Here is a 15,913-nt window from a genome sequence, read left to right as displayed (position 1 = left end):
GGTGTGTGGGGCGGGGGTGATGTGCGGGGGAGGGGTGAACAGGGGCCGTGGCCGGATCGTGCGGTGGTGGGTGCGTGCGGGGTCGGTACAGCGGGCTGTACTGGAATACACGCGCCACAGGGCAGTGGGGTTCAAAAAGATCGACAAGAATTCCGAAACGGTGTGAACCATCCGGCCCGGCCGTGCGTGGACACAGTGCAAGGATTTGCCGCTACGCCGCCCGGCCGCAGGCCCGAGAGGTGCCCATGCCCGACTTCTCCATCGACTACGAGTTGCTGAACCAGGTGCAGACGCGGATGCGCGAACTCGCCGACACCGCCGACTCCGGAGGCGCCAAGGGCGCGCTGAAGGAACTGTCGTCCTCCACCGACGACGCGAAGAGCGTGATGGGGTTCAGCGACCTCGGCACCGCCATGTGGGGCTTCTCGCAGCGGTCCAGCAGCCGGGCCAAGGACGCGAAGGACGGCCTCAACAAGCTCGCCGACATCTTCAAGTCGGTCTCCGACAACTACTTCCAGGTCGATGCCGGGATGGCGGACAGCGCCGGTGTGATGGGCACCAGCCTCGGCCTGGACGAGTGGAAGAACAACAAGGCCAAGTGGGACGCCTGGGACCAGGACACCAAGGACTGGAACGCCTACCTGGACAAGATCGGCGCGTCCGGCTACTTCAAGGAGCACCCGGACGCCGACATCAACGACGTCTGCTCGGCGGACGGCGCGCCCGGCTGGTGCGAGACGTACAACAACGCCAAGGACGTGCCATCGCCGCCCGGCCCCCACCCGGAGGGCGAACGGCCCGGCGACACCCCGCCCACGGAGAAGACGATCACCTCGGACTCCGGGAGCACCCACGTCAAGGTGACCCTCGACGACGACAACAACGTCATGACCGAGGAGAGCACCGTCACCATCGGCAAGGGCGCGGACGAGCAGAAGTACACCAGCAAGACGACGTACGACACCGCGCCGCGGCCCATCACCCCGGAAGGCGGCAAGACGTTCGACGCCCGGGACTACACGACGGTGACGACAGGACCCGACGGTTCGAAGACCACCAGCCGCTACGTCATCGAGGACGACGGCACGGGAACGCAGACCGTCACGGACAGCGACGGCAAGGAGACGAAGTACACGCGCTCCGGCCCCGACAAGCCATGGGACAAGGAGGGCGGCGACGACGACTGAGCCGCGTCCCCGCCCACCCGCGCGCCGCGGCGTCCGGCCGCCGTCCCGCCCCTGACCCGCAACATCCCCCCGCACACCCGAAGGAGACCCCTTGCCCGCCAACATCAGCCTGGACTTCGCGGAGATCGACCGTGTGTCGAACGTCCTCAACAACAGTGCCGACAACACCCTCGTGCCCCGGATGACGGAGGCCAAGAACGAGGTCGACACGATGCTGAACTCGACGCTGAAGTTCAACAACTCCAGCCCGGCGCTCCAGCAGTCCTACGAGAAGCTGACGAAGTCCCTGACCGATGCCACGCAGAGCATCAAGGACTTCGCGGACCAGTTCCAGAAGATCGTCCAGTCCATGAAGGAAATGGACGACGAGATGGCGAACAAGATCCGCTCCAGCGGCTGATACCCGCGCCGCCACCGGCGGCCCCCGCACGCACCGACGCACGCACACCCCGGAGGAACGATGGCGCAGGACGTACTTCTCGACTACGACGACATCAAGCGCGTCGCCACCACGATGGAAAACAAGTTCACCGACATCGCCAGCGAGCTGAGCCAGCTGGAGACCACGGTGAGCACGCTGCTCAAGGACGGCCTGGTCTTCGAGCAGTCGAGCCCCGCCCTGGAGCAGGCGTACCAGGCGTTCAGCAAGCAGATGAAGGAGTCGTCGGCGAACATCAAGGTGTTCGCCCACTCCTTCACCGACATCGTCAAGACGATGACCGACTCGGACGGCAAGATCGCGGCGGGTGTCCGCAACTCCGGCCAGCACTGAGCACCCCGCTGTACGGGTTCGGGCCCGGCACCCTTCGTGGGTGCCGGGCCCGAACCCGTAGCGGCTCCTGGAACCTCAGCTCTCCAGGACCGTCAGCGGTACCTGTACCGGCACCGCCGTCCCCGCGGGGCCCGCCGTCCAGGCGCGGCCGACGGTCAGCCGGGTGCGGATGTGCTCGGCGTTGATGCGCGCGCCGATGACGTCGCCGTCGCCGATCGCGCGGGCGCCGAGCAGCAGACCGCGCCGCGCCCTGCGGACCATACCGATCCACCCGATGGCGCTCATCCCCTCGGAAGGACCGCCGATCAGGATGCCCTGGTTGCGGTCACGGCCCGACGAGGCGATCTGCCGCAGCACCTGGTCCGCGCCGCAGTTGGCGACCAGGTCGCTGTCGTCGACCACCACGACCACCGGCCGGTCGCCGACCGCGCGGAGCGCTTCGGTGAGTGTGTCGGCCGACGGGTCGGTGTCGGTGATGACCTGGGCCAGACCGTGGTCGGCGAGCCTGCGCAGCGGCGACTCGCGCGGCGCGAGCACCACCAGGGCGGTACCGCCCGTGATCAGCGAGACGGACATCGCGGCGAGCGTGGTGCTGCGGCCCGACCCGGGCGGGCCGACGACCGCGAAGCTGCCGCCCCCGGAGAGGAAGTCGAAGCCCAGCGGCCGTACTTCGTCCCCGCCGATGCCGAGCAGCGCCCACATCGGCCGCCTTGACTCCTCGGGCACCTGGTCCATGGCCTCCTGGAAGCCGATCACCTTCGGCATCTCCGCGACCCGGAACGGCCTGCGCTGCACCGGGAGATGGGCGTCGCGTTCGGTGGCCATCCGGCCGATCTCCCGCAGCGCGTCGGCCTGGTCGACGCTGCCCTGGCCGCCGTTGCCGTCCGCCGCCCCGGTGGGCAGCAGCGCGATCTGCGTCTCGACGGATGCCGGGGTGTGCCAGCCACGGCCCGGCGGGATGTGGCTCGGCACCCGGTTCGGGGACATTCCCGCCAGGTAGTAGTCGCCCTTGTCGGACTGGCGCAGCAGCAGCCGGAAGTCGTTGTGCGCGGAGAGCCGGCCGCCGAGCAGCCCGCGTTCGGACGAGGCCACGAGGTGGATGCCCGCCGCTGCGCCCTCCCGCAGCAGCCGGGTGATCTCGTCGAACAGCCGCCCGCCGTCGTACTCGTCGAGCATCGACGCGATGCCGTCCCAGCCGTCGATCAGCAGCAGCACGTGGGCCGGGCGTTCGGCCGCGGGCAGCGCGGCCCGCAGCTCCGTCAGTCCCGCGCAGTCGTGCGCGGACATCTTCTCCTGACGCTCAGTCAACTCCCGGGTGATGTGGCCGATGAGGCGCGCCAGCCGCTCGATGTCGAAGCGGGAGACCACCGCGCCGCAGTGCGGCAGCGCCTCCAGGGACGACAGGCCGCCGCCCGCCGCGTCGATCGCGTACAGGTGCAGTTCGCTGCTGGGCAGGGTGCGGGCGGCCGAGCCCGCGAGGGTGCGCAGCACCTGGGTGCGTCCGGAGCGCGGGGCGCCGATGACGTACAGGTGGCCGAAGGTGGCGAAGTCGATGCTGCACACCCGGCGTTCCTGGAGGCTGGGCAGGTCGAGCAGCGCGTACGGGACGGCGGCCGGACGGCCGGGAGGGGTGGGGACGGTGGCCGGCAGGTCGTCGAGGGTGACGGTGTCGGGCAGCGCGGGCAGCCAGGGGCTGGGCTGTTCGCTGTGGTCCTCCAGCGCGGCGGTGGCCTCCTTGACCGTCTCGACCAGCGCGAGCAGGTCGGTGACGGCCTCCTCGCCGGACGGCTCCGGCTCGCCGTCCTCCTCGTCGAACAGGTCCACCGGCCGTCCCAGGCGGTTCCAGGACAGTTCCACACCGCGCACCGGACGCGGCGCCGCGGCCACACCGGGCTCCGCCGGGGCGGCGTCCTCGCCCGTACGGTCCTGGGAGGCGCGGGCGGCGCCCACCCAGGCGGTCTGGAACGGTGTCGGCGCGTGCTCGCCGCGGCGCACCAGGGCGCGTCCGGGGGTCGCGGAGGAAATGCTCACCGCGTCACCGGAGTTGATGATGTCCTGGCTCTCGGTCTTGTCGGTGACCCGCAGCGCGATCCGCAGGTTGGTGTTGGCCTTGATGTCGGTGCTGACCGAACCGCCGGGCCGCTGGGTGGCGAGGATCAGGTGCAGGCCGAGCGAACGGCCCCGCTGCGCCAGGCTGATCAGCCCCGGCACAAAGTCGGGGACCTCGCGCACCAGGGTGGCGAACTCGTCGATGACGATCAGCAGCCGGGGCAGTGCGGGCAGTTCGCCGTTCCTGGCCCGCTTGGCGCGGTAGTCGGCGTGGTCCTTGGCTTCGGTGTCGGCGAGCAGCTGCTCGCGGCGCCGCAGTTCCGCGTCGAGCGAGGCCAGCGCCCGCTGCACGAGGTGGCCGTCGAGGTCGGTGACCATGCCCAGGGTGTGCGGGAGTTCGGCGCATTCGCGGAACGCGCTGCCGCCCTTGTAGTCGATCAGGACGAACGTCAGCTCGTCGGGCCGGTTGACGGCGGCGAGCGAGGCGATCATCGTCTGGAGCAGTTCGGACTTGCCCGCTCCTGTGGTGCCGGCCACCAGACCGTGCGGCCCGTCGCGCACCAGGTCGAGCCGGAGCGGCCCGTCGTATCCGGCGCCCAGGACGAACGTCGTCGACGCCGGGCGCTTGGCCCAGGACCGCAGCAGCGCCTCGGCGCTGGGCGGCTCCTGACCGATCAGGCCGAGCAGCTTGACGCCGTCCGGCAGGCCCGAGTCGCCGTCCAGCGTGACGTCGCGCACCGGTGCCAGCGCCCGCGCCACCTCCTCGCACCAGGCGGGCTCGACGAGGTCCGCGCGCACGCCGCTGACCTTGGGGGAGCCGGTGGTGTGCACCGCGAGCCGGTTGCCCGTCGCGGTGATGACGGAGGTGCACTCCTCGGGCAGCAGCCGCTCCTTCTCGTCGACGCAGAGGCTGTAGATGTGCACGGCGGGCCCCGCCTTGAGCACCTGCACCATGCCGGGCACGTCGCGCAGCCGGCGGGCGCCGTCCGCGATGACCAGCACGTCGGGCTCGTCCAGCAGGGTCCGGCCCAGCGCGGACGCGGCGGCTGCGGTGCGGGCCTGGATGTCGGAGACGAGTTCGTTGACGCGGTGCGCGGTGCTCTCCGGGTCGTTGCCGAGCGCCACGACACTGGTCGCCCGGCCGGTGTTCAGATGCGGCAGCCAGCGCACCCACGCCCAGGACTCGGCGTTCTCGTCGCTGGTCAGGACCACGATGCGCAGGTCACGCGGGCTGTGCAGCACCGCGCTCTGGGCCACCGTCCAGGCCGCGACGGAACGGGTGGTGGCGCCGGGCCCGACCAGGCCGACGACGCCGAGGTCGGCCATCTCCAGGCCGTAGGGCACGTCGGCGAGCCGCCAGTGGACGGTGCGGTGGTTGCTCTCCCGCGCCTGGTCCTCGATGCGCCGCAGCGAGGGGCGGGTCAGGGTGCCGAGGCGGACCGTCAGCCGGTCGGGGTCGCGCCTGCGCCGCTCCCAGAGGGTGCCGGACGGGCCGGTGGCGGTCAGCAGCACCGTCGCCGGGTCGGGGAACGTCGTGTTCCGCAACTCCCGCTCGTCGACGGCCGCTTCGCGCAGTTCGAGTTCGAGCGCGGCCCTGCGCAGCCGGTAGAGCCGCAGGGACTCCTCGTACTGCTTGCGTCCGGTGCGGCGCCCGATGATCCAGTTGCTGACCGCCATCATCGGGCTGAAGAAGATAAAGATCATGAAGTAGAAGGACCGGAACAGGCCCATCATGACCAGGCCCATCATCAGCGGCGCCAGCACGAAGAGCAGCGGGAAGGCGCGCGGGCCCGGCCGGGCGGGCGGGCCCTGCATCCGCATCGTCTCGGCGTCCAGATGCGGGGCGATCCGCGGCGGCCTGTTGTACTCGACGGCCATCCCGTCGGCCGACGGGTTGACCGCGGCGTCCGGCTGGAACGGCGGGGTACGGCGCAGCAGATGCTCGCCCAGGGAGAGGTCGGCGAAGTCGGGCCACTCCTGGGAACCGTCGTCGGGCGGCGGCCGGTGACCCGGGGGCCGCTCGGGCTCCGCCGGCGGCAGGCCGTCGGGTCCTGGCGCCACGGAATGCCCGCCGGTGCCGCCGTCCCGCAGCCCCGCGGGTTCCTCGGCGGTGAGCGGCGTGCCGGTCTCCGGGTCCACCGGCGGCGGGGGAGTCAGGCTGCGCAGCCCGCAGCTGTCCTCGTCCGCGTCGTCGGGCAGCAGGTACGAAACCGATCCTTCCGGGCCCACGGTGATCCACACGCCGCGCTCCGGCGCGCCGCCGCCGGTCAGCCGCAGGGCGCAGCCGCGCTCCGTCCCGATCTCGTGGCTGCCCGCGCCGAGCCGCCAGACCCGGCCGGCCCCGGGGCCGCCGACATGCCTGATCTCCACCAGGACGGGGTCGCCGGGCGCCGGATCCCAGGCCCGCGCCCGGCGTTCGGCGGTACAGGGCGCTCCCAGGCCGATGACCGCGCCGTCGCGGATGCCCGAACTGCGCAGCGGCAGCCCGCCGTCCAGGGCACGGTCGCCGAGGAAGACCTGCGGGGGCGGGGCGGGGGAGTCGGCCGCGTCGGGCGGTGGCGGGGTGAGGGAGGCGGCGAGGTCGGCGACGGTCGCCTGCTCGGGCACATCGAGCAGATGGTCCGTCAGGCGTCCGGCGTCGGAGGTGGTGAGGGTCAGTTTCACGGGGGATCCAACTGATCGGTGCCGTCAGGGGCGGGGGAGCGGGGCGAGGGGCCGGCCGGTGCGGCGGGCCCCTCGCGGCGCGTCGGGCGCTTCAGGAGCGTGGCGCGGACAGCGGTCCCCCTGCGGGGTCCGCCGCGTCACCACGGGCCGGGGGCGCGGCGCTCCCGGGGGTGTCGTCCCCGGGGGCGGCCGACTTCCCGGGGACGCCGTCGGGGGGCGCCTGCGCGCCGCCGTCACCGGGTGCGGCGGAACCGTCCGCGGCACCCGAAGCGGCCGAAGCGGCGGGACCGGCCGCGGTGCCGCCGGCGCGGGCCGATGCCACCGGGACCGACGGCTCGTCGGACGCGGCGGCCCGGCTCTGCCGCGGCAGGCCCGGCGCCGTGCGGGCCGGGGCCGGGGCCGGCTCCGCGGCGCCGGTCGCGGCCCTGCCGCTCACCGCGGCCGGACCCGCGTACGCCTCCTCGTCGAACTCGTCGAAGAGGGAAGCGGCGCCCGGGTCGGACGTCTGCCCGGCGGGCGGCGGCGGCAGTACCGGCGGGATGTGCGGCAGCGCCTTGGCCACCGCGCGGCCCAGCGCGTTCGCCGCGGTCAGCAGGCCGGAGCCGGCGAGCAGCACCTGGCCGTGCCGGTCGGTCACCAGGCGCCTGGTGTGCCCGCGGGCGCGGCCTGGCACCAGGATCCGCGGCCGGGGCGGCCCTGACGGGCTGGTCGCGAAGTCCTCGGGCAGCGGGTCGGGCAGCTCGGCCGCGACCAGCACCGGGGCGATGCCGTGCCGCGGTTCGGTGTCCCGCGCGGCCCGGAACGCCTCGCGCACCGGAGCGCCGGGGTGCCGCGGGTGCACCCCTTCGGCGACGGTCACCAGACCGTCGGGCAGCCTGGTGTCGAGCTGTGCCGCGATGACCCGCACCAGCGCCTGCGCGGTCCTGGTGTCGCCCTCCACCGCCGTGGTGGCGGGGCCGCAGGCCAGGTCGACGAAGACGCAGCTGCCGTCGGCCGAGCCGGTCGCGACGAGCACCGGCGGGCCGTCGTCCGGATACGGCGTGACCGCGGGCAGGTCCTGGCGGCGCACCGTCCAGCGGGACGGGTCGTCGAGGTCCTCGGTCCAGGGCGCGTCCGGCGCGTCGGCCGCGGTGCCGGCGAGCAGCACGGTGACCGATTCGTCGTCGACCAGCGCCGCGTACGGCCGGGGGGCACGGTCGGCGGGCGCCCGGTGGGCGGCGGCCAGGCGGGCGGCGGTCACGGCGCGTTCGGCGTCCCGCCAGCTGTGCGGGGAGCGCAGGTGACGGAGCAGCAGGCGCAGCGCCCTGCGGTGTGCGCGCAGCGCGGCCAGGGGCGCGACGAAGGCGTGGGCGGTGGCCGCGGCCTCCCGGCGTACGGCGGCCCAGGACGCCTTCCAGCCGCCGGCCCGCCGCACCGGAATCCGGATGAGCAGGAACAGCAGCAGGAGCATCCCCAGCACGCCGAGGATGGTGAAGATGAGGTTCTGGTGGGCGGTGATGAAGGCGAACGGATCGCTGTTGCGGTTCATGCGGCGGCGCTTTCGGCGGCGGGGTGAGGGGGCGTCGCGTTCGTGGCTGTCCTCGTGGTCGGTCCCGGGGCACCGGGGGGCGGAACGGGTTGCCTCGGGGGCTTGGCGAGTTCACGTCGCATCGCGAGCAGAGCGTAGTGCGTCCTGGACTTGACCGTGCCACGCGGTATCCCCATGGCCTGCGCCGCTTCGGCGCCGGAGCGGCCCATCAGGTGGACGTGGACGAGCACATCGCGGTGTTCGGGGGAGAGCCGGTGCAGTGCCTGGGTCAGGACGCAGCGGTCGATGACGGCGTCGGCCATGTCCGCGCCGGCCGGGCGCAGCAGCACCTCGGTGGGTGTCGGGCCCACCGGTACGGCCCGCTCGCGGCGGTGCGCGTCCACGGCGAGATTGTGCGCCACCGTGAACAGCCAGGACCCGAGCCGGGGTTCGCCGCCGTCCTGGCCCGCGCCCTCGCTGAGGTCGAGCCGGTCGGCGGCGAGCCAGGCGCGCAGGAACGTCTCCTGGACGATGTCCTCGGCGCGGTACGGGTCGCCGGACGTGAGACGGCCCGCGTAGCGCAGCAGGGACGGGCGGTAGCGCTCGACGACGCGGCGGAGCAGCGTTTCGGTGTCGGCCGGCGGGCGCGCCCTGGTGTCCTGCGGGTTCGCGCCCGCCCTCCTGGCGGGGGTGTCGGCACCGCGCTGCCCGTCGGGTCGTGGGGCGGCGAGGGACGGGGGCCTGGCGGCGCCGGGGCGCCCGCAGACTGCGCGAGGTGTGGACGGGCGAGCCGTTGGCAAAACGGGCACTCCTCCTCGGACATGGACGAATCGGTGAAGGGTCTTCTCCGCGCCGTCAGTTCGTGTCGTTCGCCGCAGCAGGAGGGAAGCCCCTCGGCCTCGGTCGGCTTTCGGACACTCCGTCATGCGCGCGGGTCACCCGGGGCGAGCGCGGGCCTCTGCGCGAGCTTGACGCACAGACCGCCCCGGCAACCTCAAGAGACCCTCTGAACTTCTCAGAGAATACGTGAAATGGGTAATCGTGTTCTGCCCACTTCCGGCCTTGTGACGTGCCTCGGAACGCCGCAGCCTGCCGCTCCCCGGCCCGTGCGCGACGTGAACGTCACGAGGTTAACGAGAAGTTCACCCCTGCGACCCGGAGGCAGCCACCGTGTACGGCGCCGTACGGCCTGGCCGGAATCCTTCCCTTCGCCGCCCGTTGACGCCACTGGCACCAACTGGCCACAACGGGGCGGGCCGCTCGGGTACAACGTTTCCCGCGGAACCGGGGAAGCACGGAACCGCGGGAGCGCCGACGCCTGCCCCGGAAGCGGGACAGTAGCCGCGGCTCCCGCATCCCGCCGACCCGCCGCCTCAGTTCGTCTCGGGAGGAGCCGGCATGGCCCACGGTAGGAAGTCCGCCCTCGTCGTCGGTGCCGTGCTGTGCGCCGTCGCCGCCGCCCCGGCACCGGTGGTCGCCGCGGCCACTCCCGCCACCACGGCGGCGGGGTCGCTGCCGAGCGAGAGCCGGTGGCTCGACGACGTGGCGCCGGTCGCCGCCTCGCTGCGCAGCTATCTGGAACAGCGCCTCGGCGACGCGGGCGCCACCGAACGGCCCGCCGTCGTCCTGGACATCGACAACACCTCGCTGGCCACCCACTACGACAAGGGGCAGCCGATCGAGGCGGTCCTGGAGGCCACGCGGTACGCCCACGACCACGGTGCGGCGGTCCTCTTCGCCTCCTACCGCAGCGCCAGCTCGCAGGACTCCACCACCGAGCGGCTCACCTCGGCGGGGTACACCGTGGACGGCCTCTGCCTCAAGCCGCACGGTGACAGCCCCGGAAAGGCCGCGGTCAAGCTCGGGTGCCGGAAGACCTTCGAGGGCCAGGGCTACACGCTCGTCGCCAACGTGGGTAACCGCAGCACCGACTTCGAAGGCGGCCACTACGAGAAGGGCTTCAAGCTCCCCGACTACGACGGGGGTTTGAGCTGACGGCGCGCACGCGCCGCTGAGCGGGGGTGTCCGGGAACCCCCACCACCGAGTGCCACCGCAGCTCGCGGCCACCGGTGTCCCGGCGCCCCGCGACCCGGCGGCGTCCCCGGCCCCGCGCACTCGCGTCGGGCCGGGGCCGCCGCCGCGTCGGCCTTCCGGAACGCCGTGGGCGGCGGGCCGGTTCCCCGCCGACGGAACCTTTGCCCGATGGCGTGCCCATGGCAACATGTGTCCCCTCCGCGACAGCCGGCCGGTCCGGCGTCGCGTTCCTGCCCGCCCGCAGCCGCGGGCCGCACCGGGAGCTGGGGACCTCTGTGGCTGCATCGGACATGACGGCATCGCTGCGGCGTCTCGGACTGACACCCACCGAGGCCGAGGTGTGGCTGCGGCTGCTCGAAGACGGCCACCGCACCGTCGAGGAACTGGCCCACCGGACGGACCGGACCCCCGACGAGGTGAAACGGGCCGCCGAGCGCCTCATCGAACGCGGCCTCGCCGCCACCGGCTGCCCCGACCACGCCTGCCTCGCCCCGGTGGAGCCGACCCTCGCGCTCGACCAGCTCTCCCACGCGCGGGCCGCGGAACTCCAGCAGGCCCGCCTGGCCGCCGCCAACGCCTACCGCGACCACCGGCGCGCGGTGCACCGGCAGGCCACGGGCGACCTCGTCGAGGTCGTCAGCGGGCCCCGGATCGCCGACCGCATCCGCCAGTTCGAGGGCGCGGCCGAGCACGAGATCGTCCGCTTCGACTCCCCGCCGTACCACATCAGGGGCAGCGCCAACCCGCTGGAGATCCGCAACCTCGAACGCGGCGTCGGCTACCGCGTGGTGTACTCCGCCGCCGCGGTGCAGAACGCCGCCTACTACGCCGCCAACATCCAGCCGTGCATCGCGGCGGGCGAGCAGGCGCGGGTGCTGACCACCGTCCCGGTCAAACTCACCGTCTTCGACAAGCGCCTGGCCATCGTCTCGATGTCATCGGTCGAGACCGAGGCCAACGACTCGCTGCTGCTGGTGCACCCCTCCAGCCTGCTCTCCGCCCTCCTGGGATTCTTCGAGTCCTCCTGGCGCTCCGCCTACCCCATGCACCTCGGCGACCAGATCCCGCCCACCCTGCGCCCCACGCACCGCCGCATCCTGGAACTGCTGGGCACCGGCGTCACCGACGACACCATCGCGCAACTGCTCGGCATCAGCCGCCGCACCCTGTCACGCCACCTGGCCCAGCTCTACCAGCGCACCGGCGCCACCAACCGCTTCCAACTCGCCCTGCACGCCGCGCACAAGGGATGGATCTGACCGGCGGCCACCACCCGGCGCGTCCCGCAGCGTGCCCGGACTCCCGCGGGAACCCGCTGGTGGAGGGCGGATGGGCGAGCCGGTCCACCCCTTCGGTGGAGTAGACCTCTGGACTTATCCACAGGTCTGTCCGGCACGCTGCCGAGCGCGTACCGTGCCGGGCATGAAGATCCTTATCAGCGCGGACATGGAGGGCGCCACCGGCGTGACCTGGCCCGCCGATGTGCTGCCCGGCACTCCCCAGTGGGAACGCTGCCGCCACATGTTCACCTCCGACGTCAACGCGGCGATCGCCGGATTCTTCGACGGCGGCGCCGACGAGGTCCTCGTCAACGAGGCGCACTGGACGATGCGCAACCTCCTGCTGGAAAAGCTCGACGAACGCGCACAGCTGCTCACCGGCCGGCACAAGTCGCTGAGCATGGTCGAAGGCGTCCAGCACGGCGACGTCGACGGCATCGCCTTCGTCGGCTACCACACCGGAGCCGGCACCGAAGGCGTCCTCGCGCACACCTACCTCGCCAACACCCTGACCGGCGTGTGGGTCAACGGCGCCCGCGCCAGCGAGGGGCACCTCAACTCCCTCGTCGTGGCCGAGTACGGCGTCCCCGTGGTGCTGGTCACCGGCGACGACCGCACCTGCCAGGACGCCCTGACCTACGCGCCGCAGGCCCTCGGGGTGGCCGTCAAGGACTACGTGTCGCGCTACGCCGCCGTCTGCCGCCCGCCGGCCCGCACCGCTGCGGCCATCCGCGCCGCGGCCCGCGAGGCGGCACCCCTGGCCGTCCGCAAGGAAGCGGCCCGCGGCGGCCCGTTCCGGGTGGAGATGGAGTTCGACGCCGAGCATCTGGTCGGCGCCGCCACCTGCGTGCCGGGAGTGGAGCGCTGCGGAGAGCGCCGCGTCGCCTATACGACCGACGACATGTACGAAGGGATCCGCTGCTTCAAGGCGGTCACCACCCTCGTCTCGTCCGCCGTGGAGGAGCAGTATGGCTGAGGGGAAAGGCCCGGTCGACGCGCAGGCACTCGACGAGGTCGTGCAGTTCACCTCCGACCTCATCCGCATCGACACCACCAACCGCGGCGACGGCGAGTGCCAGGAGCGCCCGGCCGCCGAGTACGTCGCCGAGCGGCTGGCCGGCGCCGGACTCGAACCGGCCCTGCTGGAGCGCAGCAAGGGCCGTACGAACGTCGTCGCCAGGATCGAGGGCAGCGACCCCGGAGCCGACGCCCTGCTCGTGCACGGCCACCTGGACGTGGTGCCCGCCGAACCGGCGGACTGGACCGTGCACCCCTTCTCCGGCGAGGTACGCGACGGCGTCGTCTGGGGCCGCGGCGCCATCGACATGAAGAACATGGACGCGATGGTGCTCGCCACCGTCCGCAGGTGGGCGCGGGCCGGTGTGCGGCCCCGCAGGGACATCGTGCTGGCCTTCACCGCCGACGAAGAGGCCAGCGCCGATGACGGCTCCGGCTTCCTCGCCGACCGGCACGCCGCGCTGTTCGACGGCTGCACGGAAGGCATCAGCGAATCCGGCGCCTTCTCCTTCCACACCGACAGCGGACTCCAGCTGTACCCGGTCGCCGCGGGCGAACGCGGCACGGCCTGGCTGGAATTGACCGCCCACGGCCGGGCCGGGCACGGCTCGAAGGTCAACCGCGCCAACGCCGTCAGCCGCCTCGCCGCCGCCGTCGCCCGGATCGGCGCGCACGAGTGGCCCCTCCGGCTCACCCCGACCGTGGTCGCCGCCCTGCGCGAACTGGCCGCGCTGCACGGCGAATCCGTCGACCCCGAAGCGCCCGGCTTCGACGTCGACGCCCTGCTGGCCCGGCTCGGCACCGCCGCTCACCTGGTCGAGCCGACGGTCCGCAACAGCGCCAACCCGACGATGCTGGCCGCCGGTTACAAGGTCAACGTGATCCCGGGCAGCGCCGTCGCCCACGTGGACGGCAGGGTCGTGCCCGGCGGCGAGGCGGAGTTCCACGCCACCATGGACCGGCTCACCGGACCCGACGTGACCTGGAAGTTCCAGCACAGCGAGGTCGCCCTGCAAGCCCCGGTCGACTCCCCGGTGTTCGCCGGGATGCGGGCCGCGCTCGAACGCTTCGATCCCGACGGCCACGTCGTGCCGTACTGCATGTCGGGCGGCACCGACGCCAAGCAGTTCTCCCGTCTCGGCATCACCGGATACGGTTTCTCCCCGCTCAAGCTCCCCCCGGGCTTCGACTACCAGGCGCTCTTCCACGGCGTGGACGAACGCGTGCCCGTCGACGCCCTGCACTTCGGCGTCCGCGTGCTCGACCACTTCCTGCGACAGGCGTAGGGAGCGACCGTGACCGCCCCCGCGCAGCACCCCAAGGACCCGGCCCCGCCCGGTGAAGGAGGAACACCCCGCATGGTGACGACGGCTCCCTACGGCGCCTGGCGCTCCCCGATAGACGCACGGACCGTCGCCGCCCACGACGGTCGCCCGGCCTTCGTCGGCGTGGTCGGCGACGAGGTCTGGTGGACCGCGCCGCGGCCCGCCGAGGGCGGCCGGCGGGCCCTCATCCGCAGGCGCCCCGACGGCACCGAGGAATCCGTGCTGCCCGCGCCGTGGAACGTCCGCAGCCGGGTCCTGGAATACGGCGGCCAGCCCTGGGCCGGCACGGTCACCGACCGCGGCCCGCTGGTCGTCTTCAGCGACTTCGCCGACCAGCGGCTCTACGCCTGCGAACCGGACGGCGGCGCGTCCCCCCGCCCTCTCACCCCGCTGTCCGAGGTCGGCGAGGGGCTTCGCTGGGTGGACCCGGTGCTGTGCCCCGAGCGGGGCGAGGTGTGGTGCGTCCTGGAGGAGTTCACCGGCGAGCGGCCCACCGACGTGCGGCGGGTGATCGCCGCCGTACCGCTCGACGGCTCCGCGGCCCAGAACCGTGGCGCCGTAAGGGAGTTGAGCGACGACCGGCACCGCTTCGTCACCGGCCCGCGGATCTCGCCGGACGGCACCCGCGCGGCCTGGATCGCCTGGGACCACCCCCAGATGCCGTGGGACCACACCCTCGTGATGACCGCGGGGATCACGGCCGACGGCGCCTTCACCGGCATCCGGCCGCTTCTCGGCGGCTCCGGCGACCCCGACGACCCCGGTACCACCGCGCCCCGCGACGGCACCGGCGAATCGGTCGCCCAGATCGAATGGGCCCCGGACGGCTCGCTGTTGTACGCATCCGACCTCAGCGGCTGGTGGCAGCTGCACAGCATCGACCCGGACGCGGCGGCCGGCGGCGCGGCGCGCGGCCGGGCCCTGTGCACCGCCCGGCAGGAGGAGTTCGGCGGCCCGCTGTGGAACGTCGGCCAGCGCTGGTTCCTGCCCCTGGAAAGCGGCACGATCGCCGTGATCCACGGCCGCGGCGCCACCGCCCTGGGCATCCTCGACCCGGTCACCGGCGAACTGGTCGACGCGGTGGGCCCGTGGACGGAGTGGGCACCCACCCTCGCCGTGCACGGCAGCCGGGTCGTCGGCGTCGCCGCCGGCCCGCACAGCGGATACGAAATCGCCGAACTGGACACCTGCACGGGCCGCACCCGCGTCATCGCCTCCCGGCACGTCGACGTCCTGGACCCGGCCTACTACCCCAGGCCCCTGGCCCGTACGTTCACCGGGCCGGACGGCCGGGACATCCACGCGCACCTCTACCCGCCGCACAACCCCGACCACGCCGCCCCCGAAGGCGAACTGCCGCCCTACGTCATCTGGGCGCACGGCGGCCCCACCGGCCACGCCCCGCTCGTACTCGACCTGGAGATCGCCTACTTCACCTCCCGCGGCATCGGCGTCGCCGAGGTCAACTACGGCGGCTCGACCGGCTACGGCCGCGCGTACCGCGAGCGGCTGCGCGGCCAGTGGGGCGTGGTGGACGTCGAGGACTGCGCGGCCGTCGCCGGTGCGCTCGCCGACGAAGGCACCGCCGACCGCGCCCGGCTGGCCATCCGCGGCGGCAGCGCGGGCGGCTGGACCACCGCCGCCTCGCTGACCTCCACCGACCTCTACGCCTGCGGCACGATCAGCTACCCGATCCTGGACCTCGCCGGGTGGGCGACCGGCGAGACCCACGACTTCGAGTCGCAGTATCTGGAGTCGCTCGTCGGCCCGCTCGCGGAGGTGCCCGAGCGCTACCGCGACCGTTCGCCGCTGCACCGCGCCGACCGGATCACCGCGCCGTTCCTGCTGCTCCAGGGCCTGGACGACGTGATCTGCCCGCCCGCGCAGTGCGAGCGTTTCCTCGCCGAGGTCGCCGGGCGCGGCGTGCCGCACGCCTACCTCTCGTTCGCGGGCGAGGGCCACGGCTTCCGCCAGGAGGCGACCCTGGTGCGCACGATGGAGGCCGAACTCGCCCTCTACGCCCACACCTTCGGCATCAGCCGCCCCGACGTCGTCCCCCTGGAGCTGCGCTCGTGAC

The 15,913-nt window shown here is 73.1% G+C and carries 11 protein-coding genes; 8 read left to right on the top strand and 3 right to left on the bottom strand.

Going from position 1 to position 15,913, the window contains the following annotated elements; all coding sequences use genetic code 11:
* Positions 1–245 precede the first annotated feature (245 nt).
* From ACIBK8_RS18465 to ACIBK8_RS18455, 3 genes are all read left to right on the top strand, one after another.
* Positions 246–1,187 (top strand): serine/arginine repetitive matrix protein 2, encoded by a 942-nt coding sequence (locus ACIBK8_RS18465; protein ID WP_399042911.1) that lies wholly within the window; start codon positions 246–248, stop codon positions 1,185–1,187.
* A 91-nt stretch (positions 1,188–1,278) separates the two neighbouring features.
* Entirely contained in the window at positions 1,279–1,587 is a 309-nt protein-coding gene (locus ACIBK8_RS18460; protein ID WP_393681901.1) for a hypothetical protein, read from the top strand.
* 60 nt (positions 1,588–1,647) lie between these two features.
* Positions 1,648–1,959: a hypothetical protein gene (locus tag ACIBK8_RS18455; RefSeq protein ID WP_399042910.1), complete on the top strand. Its 312-nt coding sequence runs from the start codon at positions 1,648–1,650 to the stop codon at positions 1,957–1,959.
* Positions 1,960–2,034: 75 nt separating this feature from the next.
* Here ACIBK8_RS18455 and ACIBK8_RS18450 read toward each other — a convergent pair whose 3' ends face one another.
* The 3 genes from ACIBK8_RS18450 to ACIBK8_RS18440 all read right to left on the bottom strand — a co-directional run bounded on the left by ACIBK8_RS18450 (position 2,035) and on the right by ACIBK8_RS18440 (position 8,979).
* A complete protein-coding gene (locus tag ACIBK8_RS18450) occupies positions 2,035–6,672 on the bottom strand; it encodes an FtsK/SpoIIIE domain-containing protein (protein WP_399042909.1) in 4,638 nt (1,545 codons plus the stop codon).
* 91 nt (positions 6,673–6,763) lie between these two features.
* Positions 6,764–8,200 carry a hypothetical protein gene (locus tag ACIBK8_RS18445; RefSeq protein WP_399042908.1) on the bottom strand — a complete coding sequence of 479 codons (1,437 nt, stop codon included), beginning with the start codon at positions 8,198–8,200 and terminating at the stop codon, positions 6,764–6,766.
* Positions 8,197–8,979 (bottom strand): sigma-70 family RNA polymerase sigma factor, encoded by a 783-nt coding sequence (locus tag ACIBK8_RS18440; RefSeq protein ID WP_399042907.1) that lies wholly within the window; start codon positions 8,977–8,979, stop codon positions 8,197–8,199. Before ACIBK8_RS18440 ends, ACIBK8_RS18445 begins: the two co-directional genes overlap by 4 nt.
* A gap of 598 nt (positions 8,980–9,577) precedes the next feature.
* Here ACIBK8_RS18440 and ACIBK8_RS18435 point away from each other — a divergent pair.
* The 5 genes from ACIBK8_RS18435 (at position 9,578) to ACIBK8_RS18415 (ending at position 15,912) form a co-directional block, all read left to right on the top strand.
* Positions 9,578–10,174 (top strand): HAD family acid phosphatase, encoded by a 597-nt coding sequence (locus ACIBK8_RS18435; protein WP_399042906.1) that lies wholly within the window; start codon positions 9,578–9,580, stop codon positions 10,172–10,174.
* A 315-nt stretch (positions 10,175–10,489) separates the two neighbouring features.
* On the top strand, positions 10,490–11,473 hold the full coding sequence (locus ACIBK8_RS18430; RefSeq protein WP_399042905.1) for a helix-turn-helix domain-containing protein: 984 nt from the start codon (positions 10,490–10,492) through the stop codon (positions 11,471–11,473).
* Positions 11,474–11,636: 163 nt separating this feature from the next.
* The gene (locus ACIBK8_RS18425; protein ID WP_399042904.1) at positions 11,637–12,470 is read left to right on the top strand and encodes a M55 family metallopeptidase; all 834 of its coding nucleotides are present in this window, start codon (positions 11,637–11,639) and stop codon (positions 12,468–12,470) included.
* Positions 12,463–13,797, top strand: a complete 1,335-nt coding sequence (locus ACIBK8_RS18420; protein ID WP_399042903.1) for a M20/M25/M40 family metallo-hydrolase — start codon at positions 12,463–12,465, stop codon at positions 13,795–13,797. The genes ACIBK8_RS18425 and ACIBK8_RS18420 overlap by 8 nt, the downstream gene beginning before the upstream one ends.
* Positions 13,798–13,869: 72 nt before the next feature.
* Positions 13,870–15,912: a prolyl oligopeptidase family serine peptidase gene (locus ACIBK8_RS18415; RefSeq protein ID WP_399042902.1), complete on the top strand. Its 2,043-nt coding sequence runs from the start codon at positions 13,870–13,872 to the stop codon at positions 15,910–15,912.
* Position 15,913 lies beyond the last annotated feature (1 nt).

The organism is Streptomyces sp. NPDC050161, assembly GCF_044460025.1.
Lineage (GTDB): Bacteria > Actinomycetota > Actinomycetes > Streptomycetales > Streptomycetaceae > Streptomyces.
Note: the sequence above shows the minus strand (reverse complement) of the source record. Positions and strands in the feature narration are given on the sequence as shown.

Bases quoted from the DNA above. Each gene is read 5' to 3' on its own strand.
- ACIBK8_RS18415 (WP_399042902.1), top strand. From the start codon at position 13,870: ATGGTGACGACGGCTCCCTACGGCGCCTGGCGCTCCCCGATAGACGCA.
- ACIBK8_RS18435 (WP_399042906.1), top strand. From the start codon at position 9,578: ATGGCCCACGGTAGGAAGTCCGCCCTCGTCGTCGGTGCCGTGCTGTGC.
- ACIBK8_RS18420 (WP_399042903.1), top strand. From the start codon at position 12,463: ATGGCTGAGGGGAAAGGCCCGGTCGACGCGCAGGCACTCGACGAGGTC.
- ACIBK8_RS18455 (WP_399042910.1), top strand. From the start codon at position 1,648: ATGGCGCAGGACGTACTTCTCGACTACGACGACATCAAGCGCGTCGCC.
- ACIBK8_RS18425 (WP_399042904.1), top strand. From the start codon at position 11,637: ATGAAGATCCTTATCAGCGCGGACATGGAGGGCGCCACCGGCGTGACC.
- ACIBK8_RS18445 (WP_399042908.1), bottom strand. From the start codon at position 8,200: ATGAACCGCAACAGCGATCCGTTCGCCTTCATCACCGCCCACCAGAAC.
- ACIBK8_RS18465 (WP_399042911.1), top strand. From the start codon at position 246: ATGCCCGACTTCTCCATCGACTACGAGTTGCTGAACCAGGTGCAGACG.